This window comes from Luteirhabdus pelagi (assembly GCF_016827595.1).
Lineage (GTDB): Bacteria > Bacteroidota > Bacteroidia > Flavobacteriales > Flavobacteriaceae > Luteirhabdus > Luteirhabdus pelagi.
This window is the reverse complement of record NZ_JAECMS010000002.1, coordinates 248,995-267,255: the sequence shown is the minus strand read 5'-3', so window position 1 is coordinate 267,255 and position 18,261 is coordinate 248,995. Positions and strand designations below refer to the sequence as shown.

18 protein-coding genes are annotated in these 18,261 nt (G+C 42.0%); 11 read left to right on the top strand and 7 right to left on the bottom strand.

Translation table 11 applies throughout. The features are described from left to right. The first annotated feature begins 37 nt into the window (after positions 1 to 37). The 3 genes from I4Q58_RS05985 to I4Q58_RS05975 are packed head-to-tail and all read left to right on the top strand — an operon-like array spanning position 38 to position 1,942. Entirely contained in the window at positions 38 to 970 is a 933-nt protein-coding gene (locus I4Q58_RS05985) for a hypothetical protein (protein WP_203294813.1), read from the top strand. A 52-nt stretch (positions 971 to 1,022) separates the two neighbouring features. Next, on the top strand, positions 1,023 to 1,622 hold the full coding sequence (locus I4Q58_RS05980) for an HNH endonuclease (protein WP_203294812.1): 600 nt from the start codon (positions 1,023 to 1,025) through the stop codon (positions 1,620 to 1,622). Then, a complete protein-coding gene (locus tag I4Q58_RS05975) occupies positions 1,586 to 1,942 on the top strand; it encodes a hypothetical protein (protein WP_203294810.1) in 357 nt (118 codons plus the stop codon). Before I4Q58_RS05980 ends, I4Q58_RS05975 begins: the two co-directional genes overlap by 37 nt. A gap of 1 nt (position 1,943) precedes the next feature. On the opposite strand, the gene I4Q58_RS05970 is transcribed toward I4Q58_RS05975, so the two are convergent. Further along, on the bottom strand, positions 1,944 to 2,408 hold the full coding sequence (locus I4Q58_RS05970) for a CBS domain-containing protein (RefSeq protein ID WP_203294808.1): 465 nt from the start codon (positions 2,406 to 2,408) through the stop codon (positions 1,944 to 1,946). Between the two features lie 108 nt (positions 2,409 to 2,516). On the opposite strand from I4Q58_RS05970, the gene I4Q58_RS05965 reads away from it, so the two are divergent. The 3 genes from I4Q58_RS05965 to I4Q58_RS05955 all read left to right on the top strand — a co-directional run bounded on the left by I4Q58_RS05965 (position 2,517) and on the right by I4Q58_RS05955 (position 6,113). After that, positions 2,517 to 4,883, top strand: coding sequence for a M20/M25/M40 family metallo-hydrolase (locus I4Q58_RS05965; protein WP_203294806.1), 2,367 nt, complete (start codon positions 2,517 to 2,519; stop codon positions 4,881 to 4,883). Then, positions 4,876 to 5,682: an NAD(P)H-binding protein gene (locus I4Q58_RS05960; protein WP_203294804.1), complete on the top strand. Its 807-nt coding sequence runs from the start codon at positions 4,876 to 4,878 to the stop codon at positions 5,680 to 5,682. The genes I4Q58_RS05965 and I4Q58_RS05960 overlap by 8 nt, the downstream gene beginning before the upstream one ends. 68 nt (positions 5,683 to 5,750) lie before the next feature. Then, positions 5,751 to 6,113, top strand: coding sequence for a nuclear transport factor 2 family protein (locus tag I4Q58_RS05955; RefSeq protein WP_203294802.1), 363 nt, complete (start codon positions 5,751 to 5,753; stop codon positions 6,111 to 6,113). Between the two features lie 3 nt (positions 6,114 to 6,116). Here the strand turns inward: I4Q58_RS05955 and I4Q58_RS05950 are convergent, their stop codons facing one another. From I4Q58_RS05950 to I4Q58_RS05940, 3 genes are read right to left on the bottom strand one after another with little or no spacing between them, the layout of a single operon-like run. Continuing rightward, complete coding sequence (locus I4Q58_RS05950) at positions 6,117 to 6,596, bottom strand: acyl-CoA thioesterase (protein WP_203294800.1); 480 nt, start codon at positions 6,594 to 6,596, stop codon at positions 6,117 to 6,119. Further along, positions 6,577 to 7,443: an alpha/beta fold hydrolase gene (locus I4Q58_RS05945; protein WP_203294797.1), complete on the bottom strand. Its 867-nt coding sequence runs from the start codon at positions 7,441 to 7,443 to the stop codon at positions 6,577 to 6,579. Before I4Q58_RS05945 ends, I4Q58_RS05950 begins: the two co-directional genes overlap by 20 nt. Further along, the gene (locus I4Q58_RS05940) at positions 7,440 to 8,051 is read right to left on the bottom strand and encodes a TetR/AcrR family transcriptional regulator (protein WP_203294795.1); all 612 of its coding nucleotides are present in this window, start codon (positions 8,049 to 8,051) and stop codon (positions 7,440 to 7,442) included. Before I4Q58_RS05940 ends, I4Q58_RS05945 begins: the two co-directional genes overlap by 4 nt. A 69-nt stretch (positions 8,052 to 8,120) precedes the next feature. Here I4Q58_RS05940 and I4Q58_RS05935 point away from each other — a divergent pair, with 69 nt between their 5' ends. Beyond that, on the top strand, positions 8,121 to 9,080 hold the full coding sequence (locus I4Q58_RS05935; protein WP_203294793.1) for a YheT family hydrolase: 960 nt from the start codon (positions 8,121 to 8,123) through the stop codon (positions 9,078 to 9,080). Between the two features lie 2 nt (positions 9,081 to 9,082). Here the strand turns inward: I4Q58_RS05935 and I4Q58_RS05930 are convergent, their stop codons facing one another. Both I4Q58_RS05930 and I4Q58_RS05925 read right to left on the bottom strand, forming a co-directional pair. After that, on the bottom strand, positions 9,083 to 10,696 hold the full coding sequence (locus tag I4Q58_RS05930; RefSeq protein ID WP_203294791.1) for a DUF1501 domain-containing protein: 1,614 nt from the start codon (positions 10,694 to 10,696) through the stop codon (positions 9,083 to 9,085). A 6-nt stretch (positions 10,697 to 10,702) separates the two neighbouring features. Then, entirely contained in the window at positions 10,703 to 12,172 is a 1,470-nt protein-coding gene (locus tag I4Q58_RS05925) for a DUF1800 domain-containing protein (RefSeq protein ID WP_203294789.1), read from the bottom strand. A 121-nt stretch (positions 12,173 to 12,293) separates the two neighbouring features. On the opposite strand from I4Q58_RS05925, the gene I4Q58_RS05920 reads away from it, so the two are divergent. Both I4Q58_RS05920 and I4Q58_RS05915 read left to right on the top strand, forming a co-directional pair. Beyond that, a complete protein-coding gene (locus I4Q58_RS05920) occupies positions 12,294 to 13,193 on the top strand; it encodes a S66 peptidase family protein (protein ID WP_203294787.1) in 900 nt (299 codons plus the stop codon). 25 nt (positions 13,194 to 13,218) lie between these two features. Continuing rightward, on the top strand, positions 13,219 to 13,581 hold the full coding sequence (locus I4Q58_RS05915; RefSeq protein ID WP_203294785.1) for a YraN family protein: 363 nt from the start codon (positions 13,219 to 13,221) through the stop codon (positions 13,579 to 13,581). Here the strand turns inward: I4Q58_RS05915 and mfd are convergent. Continuing rightward, a complete protein-coding gene (mfd, locus tag I4Q58_RS05910; RefSeq protein WP_203294783.1) occupies positions 13,572 to 16,952 on the bottom strand; it encodes a transcription-repair coupling factor in 3,381 nt (1,126 codons plus the stop codon). The two genes, I4Q58_RS05915 and mfd, sit on opposite strands and share 10 nt — an antisense overlap. Before the next feature lie 98 nt (positions 16,953 to 17,050). Here mfd and I4Q58_RS05905 point away from each other — a divergent pair, with 98 nt between their 5' ends. Next, positions 17,051 to 17,500, top strand: a complete 450-nt coding sequence (locus tag I4Q58_RS05905; RefSeq protein WP_236002848.1) for a DoxX family membrane protein — start codon at positions 17,051 to 17,053, stop codon at positions 17,498 to 17,500. Next, positions 17,478 to 18,260, top strand: a complete 783-nt coding sequence (locus I4Q58_RS05900) for an SDR family NAD(P)-dependent oxidoreductase (RefSeq protein WP_203294781.1) — start codon at positions 17,478 to 17,480, stop codon at positions 18,258 to 18,260. The genes I4Q58_RS05905 and I4Q58_RS05900 overlap by 23 nt, the downstream gene beginning before the upstream one ends. Position 18,261: the final 1 nt, after the last annotated feature.

The following is an 18,261-nucleotide window of genomic DNA, read 5'->3' as shown; positions in this document are numbered from 1 at the left end:
CTATTAATTACCTATCTTTAGCCGAAAACCGATATTTTTGAAACATATCCTCTTCGCCCTAGTTGGCATTTTTCCGTTTTTGGTCTTTTCACAAGACTATGTCGATTTAGCTACCATTGGCTATGGGCAAACCTTCAATAATAGTTTTGAAGGGACTTCCGAAAGCACCTACGTTCGATTTTTTGATGCCGACATAACCGTTCCTGTGGTGTTGAACGATAATCATGCTGCGATTACCGGGGTGTCTTTTAGTAGAAATAATTTACAACTCTTCCCTGATGCGGATTATACAAACTTATATAGTACGACATTGAAAGTTGGATTGGCTTCTACTTGGTCGGAAAAGTGGAGCACCACCCTCGTTTTATTGCCGAAGGCGGCTTCCGACTACCAAAGAATTGAAGGAGAAGATATCTATTTCGGTGGTTTTGGTTTGCTGAAAATGAAGAAAAGCGAACAGTTGCTATATCGTTTTGGGCTATATGCTTCGGAAGAAGCTTTTGGGCTATTTTCCACTCCAATCGTCGGTGCGTATTATAAAAGTCCGAACAATAGGTTCGAAATGGACCTCTCTTTGCCTATTTCGGCAAATATCAATTATTGTTTGGGAAGCACGACGGTTGGTGTGGATTACTTCGGAATCGGAAGAAGTTTTCGATTGTATGGTGAAGAAGAAGATTCGGATACGTATGTCGATTTCAGTTCCTTGGATTTTTCGGCTTACCTTCAGTTCAATACTTTACAGAAAAGCTTGTTATTACGGGCCAAAGCAGGGTATTCGAGTAGTAACTATGAAGTGTACGCAACGGGTGAAAAAATTGACTTAGGGCTATCGGCATTTAGTTTTGGTGATGAAAGACAGCGACTTAACCCAGAAATGAACGGTAGTATTTTTGTTAAAATTGAAGCTGTCTATCGCTTCCACATAAATAGCGAAGTGTCTAAAAAACAGGATACAAGAGCAGAATAATTGGTGTTGTTTAGATTGTATTTTCTATCTTTACCCCAAACTCCCCAGTTTTATGATAATTAATTTGAAAGGTGAAGTTTGGAAATCACTCTCCAAACCCACTTGGCGTAGTAATGAGATTTACGAAATCTCAAATTATGGTCGCGTAAAGCGATATAAATATGATCCGGAAGGTGAATTGCTAAATCCATATACGTTAAGTGGTTACGAGGTTTTTTCGACTATTAAGGAAAACGGCAAAACGGATTTGATCTATATCCACAGATCCGTTGCAGAACTCTTTTTGGAACCACAAGAAGATAAACCTTATGTCATCCACAAGGATTTTGACAAGAAAAACAATAAGGTTGAAAACCTCATGTATGTGGACCGAAAGGAGCTAACCGAGCATAATAAAAAGAATCCAGCGGTAATCGCAGCGAAGAAAAAGGCATTGAAAAACCCAAAGTATTCAAAGCTAACCGCAGGTCGTGTAAAGCTCATTAAGCAGAAAATTTTTGATCCCAATCGAAAGACGCGCATGCGCATGATTGCAAAGCAGTTCGGAATCTCCGAAATGCAGCTCTATAGAATCAAAAGTGGCGAGAATTGGGGTCATGTTGATTATGACAAGCCATGGCTAGACAATGCGAAGAATGCGGCGAAAGAGTAATCGGCAGAGCCGATAAAAAGTTTTGTAGCGATGCTTGCCGCAACGCGTTCAATAATGCCTTGAACAAGGACAATAAAAATCTTGTCCGAAATATCAACAACCGTCTGCGAAAGAATTACAGGATTCTCGAAACCCTTAATACCAAAGAAAAGACCAAGGTCAAAAAAACCACGCTGCAAAAGCATGGTTTTAATTTCTCTTTTTTTACGAGTCAATACGTTACCAAAACGGGAACGGTATATTACTATGTATACGATCAAGGGTATTTACCGTTGGAAGGGGATTGGTATTTATTAGTGAAAACGGAACTTACCCTATAAACTATTTCCAGCTGTGCCCTTTCAATTGTAGCGCAGCTTTCAAGACATCCTTCTGACTGATTAACCCAACCAACTTTCCATTCTCGACGATGGGGAAACGGCGTCGTCTAGCGGTTAGGAACTTATCGGCGGCATCGAAGACATTCATCTCGCCATCGATGGTTTCAACTTCCTTAACCATGTGATCTTCCACCCGAACATCTTCCATCGGCTGATTGTAATACCGACTGTTACTGATCTGTTTCATACAGTCGCCTTCACTGATGATGCCAACCAGTTCATTTTTTCCATTCACCACGGGTCCGCCAGAAATCTTCTTTTTAATTAAAGTATTCATCACTTCCAAGACCGTCTGCTCGGGGCGAAAGGTGGTTAGGTTTCGACTCATATAATCGGAGACCTTAATATTTTCGGTCGAGCCCTTCTTCGGCTTTGCCCTTTTTCCAATGTAATTTTTAATGCCCATACTGTTAGGTTTTTGGTTTATAGAAAGATACTGAAATTTCCTGATATAGGTTTCACGCACCCACTTCGGACAAAAAAGTTGTACATTTAAAAACTACAATAAGATCAAATGAAAAATCGCTTTCCGCTTCTCTCTTTTCTGCTTGTATTACTATTGATTTTCTTAAGCTTTCGATTGTTGATGCCTCATAATGTTGATGATTCAGATGTTTCGGAAGAATCATTCTCTACCGAGAGGGCTTTTTCAATGCTCGAAAAGATTGCTGTCAAGCCGCATTATCACGGTAGTGATGAACACGACCGCGTTCGTGACGTATTAGTCGATGAACTGAAAGCCCTCGGCTTCGAAGTTGAAACCCAGGAAGGGTTTGTGTATAGGCCGAATGCCCGAGGGTTAGATAAGCCCGTGAATATCGTGGCGCGTTGGGAAGGAAGTGAAAACTCACGTGCCTTATTGCTCCTGTCGCATTATGACAGTGCCTTGGTCCCTTCCCCAGGAGCCAGCGATGCCGGAAGTGGCATCGTAACCATTTTAGAAAGCCTTCGCGCCTACAAGGCAAGCGGAAAAACCCCAGAGAACGATATTATCGTGCTCTTTTCGGATGCGGAGGAAATCGGTCTCGATGGCGCCCGATTGTTTGTAAATGAACATCGTTGGGCAAAGAATGTCGGAATTGTTTTGAATTTTGAAGCCCGGGGAAGTGGTGGCCCCAGCAATATGATTTTGGAAACCAACGGTGGTAATAAAAACCTGATCAAAGCTTTTAGCAAAGCCGATGTTCCCTACCCTGTGGCTTCCTCCCTGATGTATAGCGTTTACAAAATGCTGCCGAACGATACCGATTCTACGGTTTTTCGTGAAGATGGCGATATCGATAGCTTCTTTTTTGCTTTTATCGACGATCATTTCGACTACCATACCGCCAACGATACCGTAGAAAATCTGGATGTCGAAACATTGGCGCATCAAGGAAGTTACTTAATGGCATTGTTAGATTATTTCTCGAATTCCAGCCTTAAAAAGTTGAAGGCGGATCAAGACTATGTGTACACCAATATGCCTTTCATCGGAATGGTGTACTATCCTTTCCTCTATATTCTTCCAATGCTGTTGGTTGGAGTAGTGTTGTTTTTTATCATTTTCTATTATGGCTATCAAAAGGAAAAAATTCGAGGACGAGACGTTGGAAAAGGATTTCTGATTTTGTTGGTTGGATTGATACTCTCTGGGGTAGTGGCGTTTTTTGGGTGGGAGCTCATTACAAATCTCTACCCACAATACGTTGAGGTCCAACATGGCTTTAAATACAACGGACATTCTTATGTCGCCTTCTTCGTGCTGCTTACCAATGCAATTATGTTTTTGTTATATCGAAAATGGGGTCGGAAGCATCAATTGGCGGGATTATTCGTGGCGCCTTTGGTACTTTGGTTATTGGTGAATACGGCTGTTTTTCTTTTTCTGAAAGGAGCCGCGTACTTTATTATTCCGGTATATTTTGCACTACTCATTTTTTGGATTATCATAAAACAGGATCGACCAAATCTATTGTTGTTAGCCTTGCTTTCAGCGCCAGCCATTTTTATCTTTTCACCATTGATTCAATTTTTCCCTGTGGGATTGGGATCCGACCATGTTTTTATCAGTGCAGTGTTTACGGTATTATTATTTGGATTGTTGCTGCCTGTCTTAGGAGCTTATCAATGGAAGAAATTCTTGGCAGCGGGCTGTCTGATTGCAGCCATCGGTTTTTTAATCGGAGCCCATGCTAATAGCGATTTCGACGATACACGACAAAAGCCTAACAGTTTGTTGTACTATTTAGATGAAACAGAAGGCAAAGCGTATTGGCTTACCTACGATGAATTATTGGATGATTGGACGAAAGGCTATTTGGGTGAAGCACCCGAGGAAGCATCAAAATACGTGACGGCTGCTTCGGGAAGTAAGTATAATACCCAATATACCTATGCTGCTGAAGCTCCCATCAAAATGGTTGAAGGGGTGTCTTTAAAAGTACAACGGGATACCATCGTAAACCGACGAAGAAACGTTCAGCTTACGTTTTACCCTGAACGCAAGATCAATCAGTTGAATTTGTATGCCGATGCCTCAGTTCAGTTCAATACGCTTCAATTTAATGGGAAAACCGTTCCTATCGATAGTTCTGGATATGCCATTGGTAGCAGACAAAGCAATATGTTATTGCGGTATTGGATGGATGATCGCGATTCTCTAGAAGTTAGGTATTCTACGGCTTCAGAAACAGGCGTGACCTTCACTACGCTATCCTATTCTTTCGATTTATTGGATCATTCGCAGTTTAGCATCAATAAGCGACCTAAGGATATGATGCCAAAACCGTTTATCATTACCGATGCCATTGTGGTGAAGGAAGAATTTAACCCCGATTCCTTTCAACTAATTCAAAACGATTCCGTATACGCTTCGGAAGAAAGAAAAATAGATGAGTAACACAATTTCAATTACCGGACTGGGATGGTTGGGAAAGCCACTTTATAGTCGGTTGAATACATTAGGATTTAAAGTGAAGGGTTCGGTTAGTAGCAACCAAAAAGCCGCGCAATTTCAACAAAAAGGAATAGTAGCGTATAAACTTTTGATTACCGAGCAGGGTGTTGAAGGGGAAGTGAGAGCCGTTCTTGAAGATGTCGATATTCTTATCATAATGATTCCCCCGGGATTACGGCATAATTCAGGTACCGATTTTGTGAAAAAGATGACGCACTATCGCTCAGCTATTGAAAAAGCGGGTGTTTCAAAAGTTATTCTTATCAGTAGCACATCGGTATATGGCGATGCCCAAGGAAGCGTCACTGAAAAGGACAACCCGCAGCCCGAGGCCGAAAACGGTCGACAGTTGCTTCAGGTAGAGCAAGATTTTTTCCGTGCGGAAGCTTTTGAAACATCGGTGGTACGCTTTGGTGGTTTGGTCGGCGGAAGCCGTCAGCCGGTTCGATTTTTAGCAGGACGGACCGATTTGGCCAATGGCGAGGCTCCTGTTAATCTTATTCACCGGGAAGACTGCTTGAATATTTTAACGGCAATTATTATGAAAGATGCCTTCGGGCATATTTTCAATGCCGTACACCCCCTTCACCCAACAAAAGAAGATTATTATACCGAAAAGGCAAGGAAACTTTCACTCGAACCACCGCAATACCGTTCGGAGCGATCCGACCAAAAATTCAAAGAGGTGAATTCGGTTCAGCTTACGGAAATCTTAGGCTATACCTTTCAACAAAAACCCTAACCTTTTCATCATACTTCTGTTATAAATCGAATTGATTTTTTACGTACTTTTAGTTGAAAATCAATCAGATGACAACTCAAGAAATTGCCAACAACTTAGTAGAATGGTGTAATAGCGGACAAGAAGCACGCTGTTACCAAGAATTGTATAGTCCGAATATCGTCAGTATTGAGCCGGGAGGAGAAAATCCCGTTGCAAACGGGATGGACGAACTGGCCAAAAAAGGGGAATGGTGGGAAGAGAATTTCGAAGTACATAGCACTAAGACCAGCAGTCCTATCGTAGCCGATAACTGGTTTAGCGTTCGTCATGAAATGGATACTACCCATAAACCTAGCGGTCAGCGTAGTCAGATGGCTGAAATAGGCATCTACCAAGTGAAGGACGGTAAAATCGTGAAGGAACAGTTTTTCTACGATTCGGAAGAATAAGGCTTATTCCGATAGATCTTCTGGGAATTGCCCGTGTCTGCGGGTATCTTCCTTTGTCAAGGTTTTAAAATCGTCCGTTTTCTCTATATGATCCAGAAAATCGAATAGTTCTTCTGGAAGTGGCACTAGCTTGCGCTTTTTTAAATCGATCCAAGCGCCTAGCATTTCACAGCGACCCACATTTTTACCATTTTGGTCGTAGAAGTTATGGCGAAACTCGAAAAAGGTACCTTCTTCCGACAGCCCTTTCAATTCGATGGAAACACGAATGGGTGCTCCTGGAAATACTTCCTTGAAGTAATACATACGCTCATACAGGGCTACCGGCCCGAGGTTCATTTCGGCCAAATGTCGTTGTCCGAAGCCTTTATCGCTAAAAAAGCTCATTCGGGTATGGCTCATATAATCGATATAGGCACTATTGTGTAAATGTCGATTGGCATCTACATCGTCCCATCGGATTTCAAATTCTTTCAGATACATAGCTTTCTTTTATTTTGGTCGACGTAAGGTAGTCGAATATTTTGGTTAAGGTTTCTTCTTCTGTCAAATTATGGTCTTGCCCCTCGGTAAAGAAGGTTTCAATATTTTCTTGGTTTTGAACGGCTTGTTGAATTGGGGCAAAAGGCGTTACCATATCACTCTTTTCATGAATTACGAGTGTAGGAGCCTGAACGATTTCAAAGAAATTTTTCATCGTTATTGCTTCCGCAGGAAGCTTTAAAATAGGTTCGATCTTTTTGTGAAGGTTTGTCATAGTTCTATCGGAAAGACTCAGTAAATCCTGAAAATAATCGAAAATAGACTGCATTCCTTCAGGTGCACCCATGATAACATAGCGTTTTACATCAATTTCAGGATTTTCTAGATAGGTATAGGCCGTTACCAGACTTCCCAAGGAATGCGCGATAAGGCAATCGATACTTCCGATTTCCTCAAGTGCCAATGCAACTGCCTGTCGATACATTTCCAAGTTTAATTGGTTTCCAGGTGAAAATCCATGTGCCGGTGCATCGATGGAGTAAAGGGTATATTCCTCTGGATTTAGTTCTGCTAGATAGGGTTGCCAGCGTTTGGAGTGGCTTTTCCACCCATGCAGAAATAAAATATTTTTTGGGCCATGCCCCCAGGAATGTAAGGCTACGGGACTATCTGGTACTTCCAGAAACTGGGTGTCGGCTGTTTCAACAAATTGTTTGCCGGCTTCCGATAGCGGTGTTCGCTTCACATAACACAATATTTTGAACGCATGCTCACGACTTAACTTGGGAAACAGCGGAGCGGTAAGGTTCAAATAGCTTCCTAATATTTTTGGTATCATCTTCTTCATACAATCTCACTTCTTTTTTCTATTGAAATAGAATCGACTACGCTTCTTAAATGCTGAACAGACTGTCGAATGGCGCTTTCATTTTGTTCCAAACGGCTCATCATAATACCGCCTTCCAAGGAACCGATGATGATAGTTGTAAAATAGGCACTATCGACATCCTGAAGCACTTGACCATTCTTAATTCCATTTTCGATAAGCTTGGTTACCGACTGCCGTAACTCCTTTAAAATAACCATGGCTTGTCTGCGTAAGATTGGATTGCTGTCGTCGGCTTCAACCGCTACGTTCATTAGCGGGCAACCCCCTTCATATAAAGGCGAATGCATATAGTTTTCAAAATAGGAAAACACGGCTTCAAATTTTTCGCGGAAGGTATTAGCGGCTCGTATTGATGCCCCTAATTCTTCAAACATAATAGTCGATAACCTACTGAGCGCTGCCGTTTCCAACTCCTGCTTATTGTTGAAATGACGATAAATCGCTCCTTTGGTAAAGCCTGTCGCCTTAGTGATATCACTTAACGACGTAGCCTTGTACCCTTGGGTGTTGAAGAGGTTTGCACTCTCCTCTAAAATGGTATTTTTTGTCGCTTCAGCATCTCGCATACAACAAAGATACCAATCGGTATCTAAGTATCCAATCCTTTTACATAATTTTGGCTTTTGAAGTTTTCTATGCCACTAATTCAATCTACATATCGACCAAAAGGATTATTTAAATCAGGTCATTTTTCTACCATATATTCCGCAAAACTGCGTCCGAAGCCTGAGGTCGAGCAACATCGGGAACGAGTAACCTTACCCGATGGCGATTTTTTGGACCTCGATTTTTCGTATTCCAATAAACCTTCAACAAAAATTGCGATTCTATTGCACGGATTGGAGGGTAATGCGCAGCGCACCTACATGCGGGGACAAGCAAAGGCATTGGTTGAGGCAGGTTGGGATGCATGCGCGTTCAATTTTAGAGGATGTAGCGGTGAAACAAATACTAGATACGAATCCTATAACGCGGGAAAAACAGAAGATCTGGAAGCGGTGATAACCTATCTTTTGGGAAAGGATACATACGATTCTATTGGATTGATAGGATTTAGCCTAGGCGGGAATATGGTGTTGAAATATCTGGGAGAACGAAGAGATGTACCTAAGGAAATCAAGCGAGCGGTTGCGATTTCCACGCCCTTAGATTTAAAAGAAACATTGGAGCAACTGGAGGCGTTCCATAATATCATTTATCGATCTACTTTTCTGCTAAACCTGCGAAAGAAATACAAGCAGAAAATGAATCACTTCCCCGAGGAAATGACAAAAGCTGAACTAAAACAAATTCGTTCACTCTTGGATTTCGATAATCTGTATACGGCACCGGCGCATGGCTTTACCGATGCTTCGGATTATTATGATAAAAGCAGTTCTGGGCAATTTTTGCCGCATATTTCAATTCCTGTCCTACTATTGAACGCAGAAAATGATTCTTTCCTTTCAGAAGAAAGTTACCCCTTCACCTTAGCGGAGAAATCTTCAAGCCTATATTTTGAGTATGCAAAATATGGCGGACATGTTGGGTTTCATGAAACCAATGCACGCTATTATTCCGAAAAAAGAGCTGTGTCGTTTCTAAAGAGCAATTAGTTTTAACGAATCACGATTTTATTGCTGTAGCGCTGACCACCTGTTTTGATTTGATATACATAATGGCCATACGAAAGTTTTGTGCCCACACTCGTTTTTACATTAATGGTGTGGGTACCGGCCGAAAGCAATTCGTTTTTCAGCATTCCGATCTCGCGGCCCATGATATCGAAAAGCTTCACTTCCACGAAAGCACCGTTTTGTAAGGTGAGTTCGATATAGGAGTTCTCGTTGCGATAAAAAGGAACATGTTTGAATCTAGAAACCGTACCAAATAATTCATTTGAAAGCGGCGCACACGACATGCCGGTAGGCAGCGCATCATAACTGTCACTGAGTAGCATATCTTCAATGACTGAAGCATCTAAGCAGAACCAATCCGTGAGCACCGAAGCGTAAACATTTCTGAAATCGGTTGAAGGAATAAGATTATCATTGTTATCCCATTCATTCAAATCGGGGTGCTCGCCAACGAAACCACTACCATTCAATCCTTCCCCAAACAGCATTACGGGAGAAGCTGCCCCGTGATCGGTACCATCAGAACCATTCTCGTAAGGCCTTCTTCCAAACTCTGAAATTGTCATGGCCAAAACCTTATCATCATAGCCAGCAGTAGCCAAATCGTTAAAGAAATGATTTATCGATTCTGAAAGGTCGGTCAACAATGTTTGGTGGTCTGCTAACTGATTCGCATGGGTATCGAAACCATCCAAGGTAACCATATAAACTTTTGTGCCTAAACCACCTTTAATCATTCTAGCGACTATTGCCAATTGCTGTGCAAGATCGGCATTGGAGTAGGGAACATCGTTTGTGGCCGAATCGTAGGCATCGCTAATAACACCCGCATAGGTAAAAGTTGTGTTGGCGGTGGCCCGCATAAAAAGCAGTTTATCGCCGTACACACATTCTGGAAGGTTCGTAACATCGTGAATAGTACCATTCTCGGCTACATTGGCAAGCTGCGCTGGATTTGCAACCGCAAAAGCGTAACTGGATTCGGTACCTTCAAAGGTGAGGTTTCCAATACTTCCTATTTGAACTGCTGGCGGCGTTTCAGGCGGATTGATGATATAATCTGGATACAACTCTTCAAAATAGCGTCCCCACCATCCGGTTGGTTCAAAGTAGGTATCGGCTGCCGAGGCCCAAATATCGGATGATCGAAAATGGGAAAGATTCTGTTCCGGATAACCTACGCCGTGCACTACCTTCATCTTTCCATCGCCCCACATGGTTTCCATAGCGGTCAAATAATCAGGAATCCCAAAATCAGCATCTAGATTTATCAACTCATTTTCTTGATGGCGAATCGTAGGTCGTAAGTTAGCATAGGTAGCATAATCGTAGATAGGAACTATGGTATTTAGCCCATCATTTCCACCTTTTAGACGAATAATGACCAAAATTCGGTCGTTTTCGCTTTGCGAGAGCGCCACCGAAAGCGGTGAAGGTCTATTTGCCGTAATATTGCTTCCTGCCAACATGATACTTCCGGTTCCTGCAAGACCTAGGGCTTGAAGGAAAGATCGTCGGTTCCAGAGCGTATGTTCACGATCATGGTGTTTTTCGTGTTTAGCTTTGTTGGGTGAAAAATGGTGGTCGTTACACATAGCACTTTATTTAAGTTGAAATTCGGGCATTCTAGCGATATGATTCAGCAACAGCAATACCTGATATGGAGCAGAATCCCAATTCAGGTTCCAGAGTCCTTCGTCATAATAATTTTGGGGTACTTCCCATTTAAAAATATCGGTAGCGGTATCATAATCGGTAACGGTCCATAATCCCTTACTCGTCAAATAGTCTACGATAACCTGAGTAATATAGGCTGGGTCGTTACTATTGTTGGTAAGGTCGATAGCAAAATCTCGGAAATTGTTTTCAAGTCCTTGGTCGAAGAGGTAAAAGTGATAGATTTCCATCAATTGCCATCGTCCCGTAAGGGTTGAAGTATTAATCCATGTTTCATCGCGCTGCCAACCTGAAACATCGGGCGGATCAAAAATTTCCTGTCCCATCAAGCCTGCATAATATAACACCGATTCCATGACCGTATTGTCGTAAAAGAAACCGGTCTCATTGATATAGTTGAAGATGACATCAAATGGACTTTTCACGATTACGCCCAAGGCTTTTTCGTCGAAAAAATGTTCGCTTTTGAACAATTGCTTCAGCATGGGAACCATTTCAAAATCATTAGCAAGAAGTGTATCTGCCAAAGGTTGAATGATGTTTTGCTCGATGTCGGCATCGACAGAGGGACTCACAAAGAAGCGATATAACTTTTCACATATAAAAAAGGCAACTTGCGCTCCGCGTTCTTGAAACAGGATATCGATTACGTCATTATAATTCCAATTTCCAGTTTGCCCAAAGATTGTCTTATTGCCATCGTCAAAGGTAGAGGTATCAAAAGTGATAGGAGCACCTGGCTCTGCCCAATGATTATAACCTGTAAGCGCTCGAGCGGTTTCCGTAATATCGGTTTCGGTGTAGCCGTTGCCTTCACCTAAAGTAAAAAGCTCAAACAGTTCGCGAGCATAATTTTCATTGGGGTTGAAATTGGTATTTTCAAACCCATTCAAATACAGAAGCATGGCAGGCGTTAGGCCGATTTCCCGAACGAATTCGCGAAAATTTCCTACGGAAAATTCCTGAAGCTTGCTGTAATACTGAAAAAGATAGGGCGCATAAAAATAGGTTTCCAATTCCGTTACAAAATGGTTCGACCAAAAACTGGCAAGTCGGCCCCTTACATTTTGAGTAAGGGTTTCATTTCCTGCAAGAATGCGAAAATCAAAAACAAACTGGTTGTTCTCTGTTTCAAAATCGTTGAAGTCGCTAACTGCCCAATATCCCCAAGTCGGTGTAGGTGTAGTAGGCAGAGTGGTAGCGGTATCGACCAATTGATCGATGAAATCGGAAGGCGATAAGGCCAAGGCGGCGTCTACATCGTCTTGCGATGCTCCAAACCCCAATCTTCTATAGGTGTGTTCCACCTTTTGGGTGCTCCAGGGATTGTCGGTGTCAGGAATATAAGGTGCTAAGGTTGAGGTGTTGCAGGAAAGGTTTGTACTAGTTTCCATAGGCATGGTTTTCAGAGGCTAAAGACTAAAAATACTGAATTTAAAATAGTTAGCTTAAGTATTGGATACGATTATAACGCAAAGGTTTAATTATTTATTTTTAGACGTCTAAAACAACTGTATGGTTACACCTCCCAAGTTACAAGCTGGCGATACCGTGGCAATGGTTGCTACGGCTCGTTCGGTTCAGGAAAAGGAACTTTCTAATGCGATAGACTTTCTGGAAAATCTCGGACTAAGGATTTTAATAGGTTCCTCTATCGGACCGGTAGAAAATCAATTTGCTGGTAGTGATGAAATTCGATCTAAAGATCTTCAACAAATGTTAGATCATCCTCAAGTTAAAGCGATTTGGTGTGCCAAAGGCGGTTACGGAACCGTTCGCATTTTGGATAGCTTGGATTTTTCTTCCTTTCTAAATAATCCAAAATGGATTATTGGCTATAGCGATATTACGGCTTTGCATTGCCATATTCAAGGTTTGGGTGTTGAATCATTGCACGCCCAAATTGCATTAGGGTTGGAGCATAAAACGAAAGAAACCCTAGCTAGTATAAAAAAGGTGCTTTTCGATGAGCCATATTCTATTTCCTATACCGTTGAAGAAAAAAACAAAAATCGAATAGGCGAAGCTGAAGGAGAACTTATTGGTGGAAATTTATCGGTACTTTATTCGCTTATCGGTAGTTCATCATCTCCCAAAACCGATGGAAAGATTCTCTTTATTGAAGATTTAGATGAATACTTATACCATATCGACCGCATGATGCAAAACCTAAAGCGAAACGGCATGCTAAAAAATTTGAGGGGATTGATTGTGGGCGGTATGAACAATATGAACGACAATACCATTCCCTTCGGAAAAACGGCTGAAGAAATTATCAGGGAAGCGGTCTCGGCATACGATTACCCCGTTTGTTTCAATTTTCCTGCGGGTCATATTGAAGACAATAGAGCGCTTATCTTGGGAAGAAATGGTACCTTAGCTGTAACCGAGAACTCGGTGTCCTTGACTTTTTAGATTCCCCAGCATAATTTCTTCTGAAATGGCATCTCATAACGAATTGGGAGCGTTGGGTGAAAAATTAGCCGTACAATTTCTGCTTCGAGAAGGCTATGAAATCTTGGAACGTAACTTTCGGTTTCAAAAAGCGGAAATCGACATTATTGCCCAACGTGAAATTGATGTGGTGGTTATGGTTGAAGTGAAAACGAGAAATAGTTCCTATTTCGGCGACCCCCAAAGTTTTGTCACCCCGGCAAAAATCAAGCTTTTGGTGAAGGCGGCTAACGAATACATTATCGCAAACGGTTTAGACGTGGAAGTTCGTTTTGATATCATTGCGGTATTGAAAAACGAGAAAACTGAGCAAATAGAGCATTTTCCAAATGCGTTTTATCACTTCTGAAAAGGTTCCAACGCCTTTAATGCTTTATCGACATTGGTAATCGCGTCGAAGGTAAGTAGCAGTCGAAGTCCGTTTCGGGTTTTCTTTTCTTTCATAGTGACTTTGTTTGGGTAACTTTGAACATACTGCAATACTTGTGTGAAAGCGGGACTTTGATAGAAACCGCTTTCCTGATCGCTGATGAAGTATCCGACCAGCTTTTTCTTTTTCATCACTACTCGTTCCAATCCCATATTGATGGCAATCCACTTGATGCGGACGCTGTTCAACAAATCCTCGGCTTCAGCAGGCAACTCTCCAAAACGATCGATTAGTTCTTTTTCAAAGGCTTGTAGATCCTCTTCAGTCTTTAAGCCATTCAACTTTTGGTAGAGGTTCAAGCGTTCGGTGATGTTGTTCACGTAATCGTCTGGGAACAATAACTCAAAATCGGTATCAATGACTGTTTCCCGTAAATACGTTTTCTTTTCGTGTTCGGTACCAGCGTAAAGATCTTTGAATTCCTTTTCCTTCAACTCGTCGATGGCCTCCGTCAAAATCTTCTGATAGGTCTCAAAACCGATTTCATTGATAAAGCCACTTTGTTCGCCACCAAGTAAATCACCTGCACCACGAATCTCCAAATCTTTCATCGCGATGTTGAGGCCGCTACCCAATTCGGTGAATTGTTCCAAAGCGGTAATCCGTTTCCGTGCTTCTTCAGTCATAGCAGAATAGGGAGGCGTAATAAAATAGCAGAACGCCTTTTTGTTGCTTCGTCCTACACGTCCACGCATCTGGTGCAAATCACTCAACCCAAAATTATTCGCATTGTTGATAAAGATCGTATTGGCATTCGGAACATCCAACCCACTTTCAATAATGGTAGTCGATACCAAGATATCGAACTCGTTATTCATGAATCCGAGCATCAATTGCTCCAGTTTTTTTCCTTCCATTTGCCCGTGACCAATACCAATTTTAGCATCCGGAAGCAGGCGTTGCAACATGCCCGCTACTTCCTTGATGTTTTCAATACGGTTATGGACGAAGAATACCTGTCCGCCTCGAGAAATCTCATAACGAATCGCATCGCGCATGGTTTCCTCTGAAAAACGAATCACGTGGGTTTCTACCGGATATCGGTTCGGTGGCGGCGTAGTAATAACACTTAAATCGCGCGCTGCCATTAAACTAAATTGTAAAGTTCTCGGAATAGGCGTTGCCGTAAGCGTTAGGGTATCCACATTTTCCTTGATAGTCTTCAACTTATCTTTTACTGCAACCCCGAATTTTTGTTCTTCATCGATAATCAATAAGCCCAAATCTTTAAACGAAACCGATTTATTGGTCAGTTGATGGGTACCGATAACGATATCCAAAGTTCCGTCCTTCAATCCATCCAATACTTCCCGACGTTGCTTTGCCGAACGGAAGCGATTAAGGTAATCGACTTTCACGGGCATTTCGGACAGTCGTTCACTAAAGGTTTTATAATGTTGAAAGGCTAAAATAGTAGTGGGCACCAATATCGCTACTTGTTTGCCATTATCGACCGCCTTGAACGCAGCACGAACCGCCACTTCCGTTTTTCCGAAGCCTACATCGCCACAAACCAGTCGGTCCATCGGCTGTTGACTTTCCATATCGCGTTTTACATCTTCGGTGGCCGAACTTTGGTCGGGCGTATCCTCGAACATAAAGCTCGATTCCAATTCATGTTGCAAATAACTATCGGGGTCGTAGGCGAAGCCTTTCTTTAAGCGACGTTTTGCATAGAGTTCAATAAGGTTGAAGGCAATTTCCTTGACGCGCTTTTTGGTCTTTTGCTTCAGTTTTTTCCAAGCGGCGCTTCCAAGTTTGTAGATTTTCGGTTCTTTCCCTTCCTTACCATTGTATTTGGTGATTTTGTGAAGTGAATGGATGCTGAGGTACAGAATATCGCGTTCACCGTAAATAAGTTTGATTGCTTCCTGTTGCTTTCCTTCTACGTCAATTTTTTGAAGTCCGCCAAATTTTCCAATTCCATGATCGATATGGGTTACGTAATCGCCAACCTCTAGATTTGTCAGTTCCTTTAGTGTAATGGCTTGCTTCTTTGCGTAGCCATTTTTCAGTTGAAATTTATGGTAGCGCTCAAAGATTTGGTGATCGGTATAGCAAACAATTTTCTGGTCATCGTCGATAAACCCTCGATAGAGTGGAAAAACGATGGTTTCAAACTGTGAAACATGCTGTTCGGCATCTTCAAAAATATCGTGAAATCGTTTTGCCTGTTGTTCGCTACTACAGAAAATATAATTGCGGTAGCCGTCTTCAGCATTTTCATTCAGGTTATCGATAAGCAAGTTGAACTGCTTGTTGAAAGAAGGTTGTGGTTTTGTGTTGAAAGACACCCTTTTTGTCTCGCCGAGCGCCCGCCTGTCGGACGGACTGGCAGTCGAGGCGTCCTTTTGCAGATATACTGTGCTAAACTCACCCAACTGTTCCTTTAACTCTTCTGAAGTACAGAATAATTCGAGTGGTGTTGCCCGCTTTACTTCTCCGGATGCTTGGTTGAAGGCTTCCATCGCTTTTTTGAAAAGCTTGTCGATACTGCTACTGAGCAATTCTTCATTCTTTAGGAATACCACTGTCTTTTGGGCGATATACTTCAAAAAGCTCATGCGCGTTTCCACCGACGACGCGGCATCCACATTTGGCATGATGGAAATTTTCTTCAACTGCTGGTCTGATAGCTGCGTTTCCACATCAAAGGTTCGGATACTGTCCACTTCATCGCCGAAAAACTCGATTCTATAAGGCTCGTCGTGACTAAAACTAAACACATCCAGAATACCGCCACGAACAGAGAATTCTCCTGGTTCGGTTACAAAATCGGTGCGTTTGAATTTGTATTCGAATAAAACTTCATTTACAAAATCGATGGTTACTTCCTCCCCAACCTTCAACTTTAGCGTATTCTTTTCTAACTCTTTTCGGGTAACTACCTTTTCGAACAGCGCTTCAGGATAGGTAACGATACAAGCGGGTTTTCGACGCGAATTGATACGGTTCAACACTTCACTTCGCAACAACACATTTGCATTGTCGGTCTCTTCAATCTGGTAGGGTCTACGGTAACTTCCAGGGTAGAACAGCACGTTGTCTTCACCCAACAAATTTTCAAGGTCGTTTAAGTGATATGCAGCTTCTTCCTTATCGTTCAAAATAAAGAGAAAGGGAAGTTCAGAATTTTTGAAAATCTCCGCCAACACCAGTGAAACCGACGATCCGACCAATCCGGAAAGATGGATGGTAGGCGCGTTTCCTTCATTTTCGACAATAGTTTTCTGCAGTTCCGCTGTTGGGGCGGACTGTGAGAAGAGTGTAGACACAAATGTTTTGCTCATCGGCGGCAAAGATAAAATCTTCCGGACGTAGTGAAACGCCTTTTTTAAACTTTATCATTTTAATAACAGACTATCGAAGGCGGCTTGGTTACATTTAGATGAAAACAGTAAGAATGCAGCAGTTGACGAATGATGAACTCGCGTTTTTCATTGCGAGAATTACGATTGGAATTAATTTTTTTATTCATGGCGCCGTACGATTACCCAAATTATCGCAGTTTGCCGAAGGAGTGGCAGGTTCTTTTGAAGGAACCTTGTTACCTACAGTTATTGCGTTGGGATTTGCCTATTTGATTCCTTTTGTTGAAGTGATATTGGGCTTTTTACTGTTTTTGGGACTGAAAACACGGAAAGTAGCAGCAGGATTAGGCATTTTTATCGCTTTTCTTATTCTGGGATCTGGTATTCGTGAAGATTGGGGCGCTGTTGGAACCCAGATGGTGTATGCTATTTTCATATTCCTACTGATTAAGAATTTACACTCGAATGCGATTGCACTCGATATCAATAAAAAGAATACGACAAATGAATTTACAACTGAAGGATAAAAGAGCTTTTATCTCTGGATCGACCAAAGGTATTGGTTTTGCTACGGCGAAGCTCTTAGGTGAAGAAGGTGCCACCGTAATAATTAATGGTAGAAGTAACGATTCAGTAAATGAAGCGCTTTCAAAGTTGAAAGAAGAAGTTCCCAATGGTGATTTTTCGGGAATACCATGCGATTTTGCCAACGTTTCTGAAATCGATTCGCTGATTGAAAAATTAGGAAGCATCGATATCCTTATCAACAACGTAGGCATTTTTGAAAACAAGGATTTTTTCGATATTCCAGATGATGAATGGAAGGAATTATATGAAGTAAACGTCTTAAGTGGCGTTCGACTCACACGAGCCTTGCTGCCCAAAATGATGAAGCAGGATTGGGGTCGTGTTTTATTTATCTCTTCTGAAAGTGCACTTAATATTCCCACGGAAATGATTCATTATGGGATGACCAAAACGGCGCAGTTAGCTGTCGCCAGAGGGGTTGCAGAACTGACCGAAGGTACAGAGGTTCGTGTCAATTCAATTTTACCGGGACCAACGCTTTCTAACGGAGTAAAGGATATGATGGATATTGAAAGTGAAGAAGACAAGGAAAAGGCAGAAGAGGAATTCTTTTCAGAGGGAAGGCCGACATCGATTATTCAACGGTTTACCACACCTGAAGAGGTAGCCAATACCATCGTATATTTCGCCAGTCCGTTATCATCCGCTACAAACGGAGCAAGTATTAGAGCGGAAGGTGGTATCGTCAAAACAATATAAA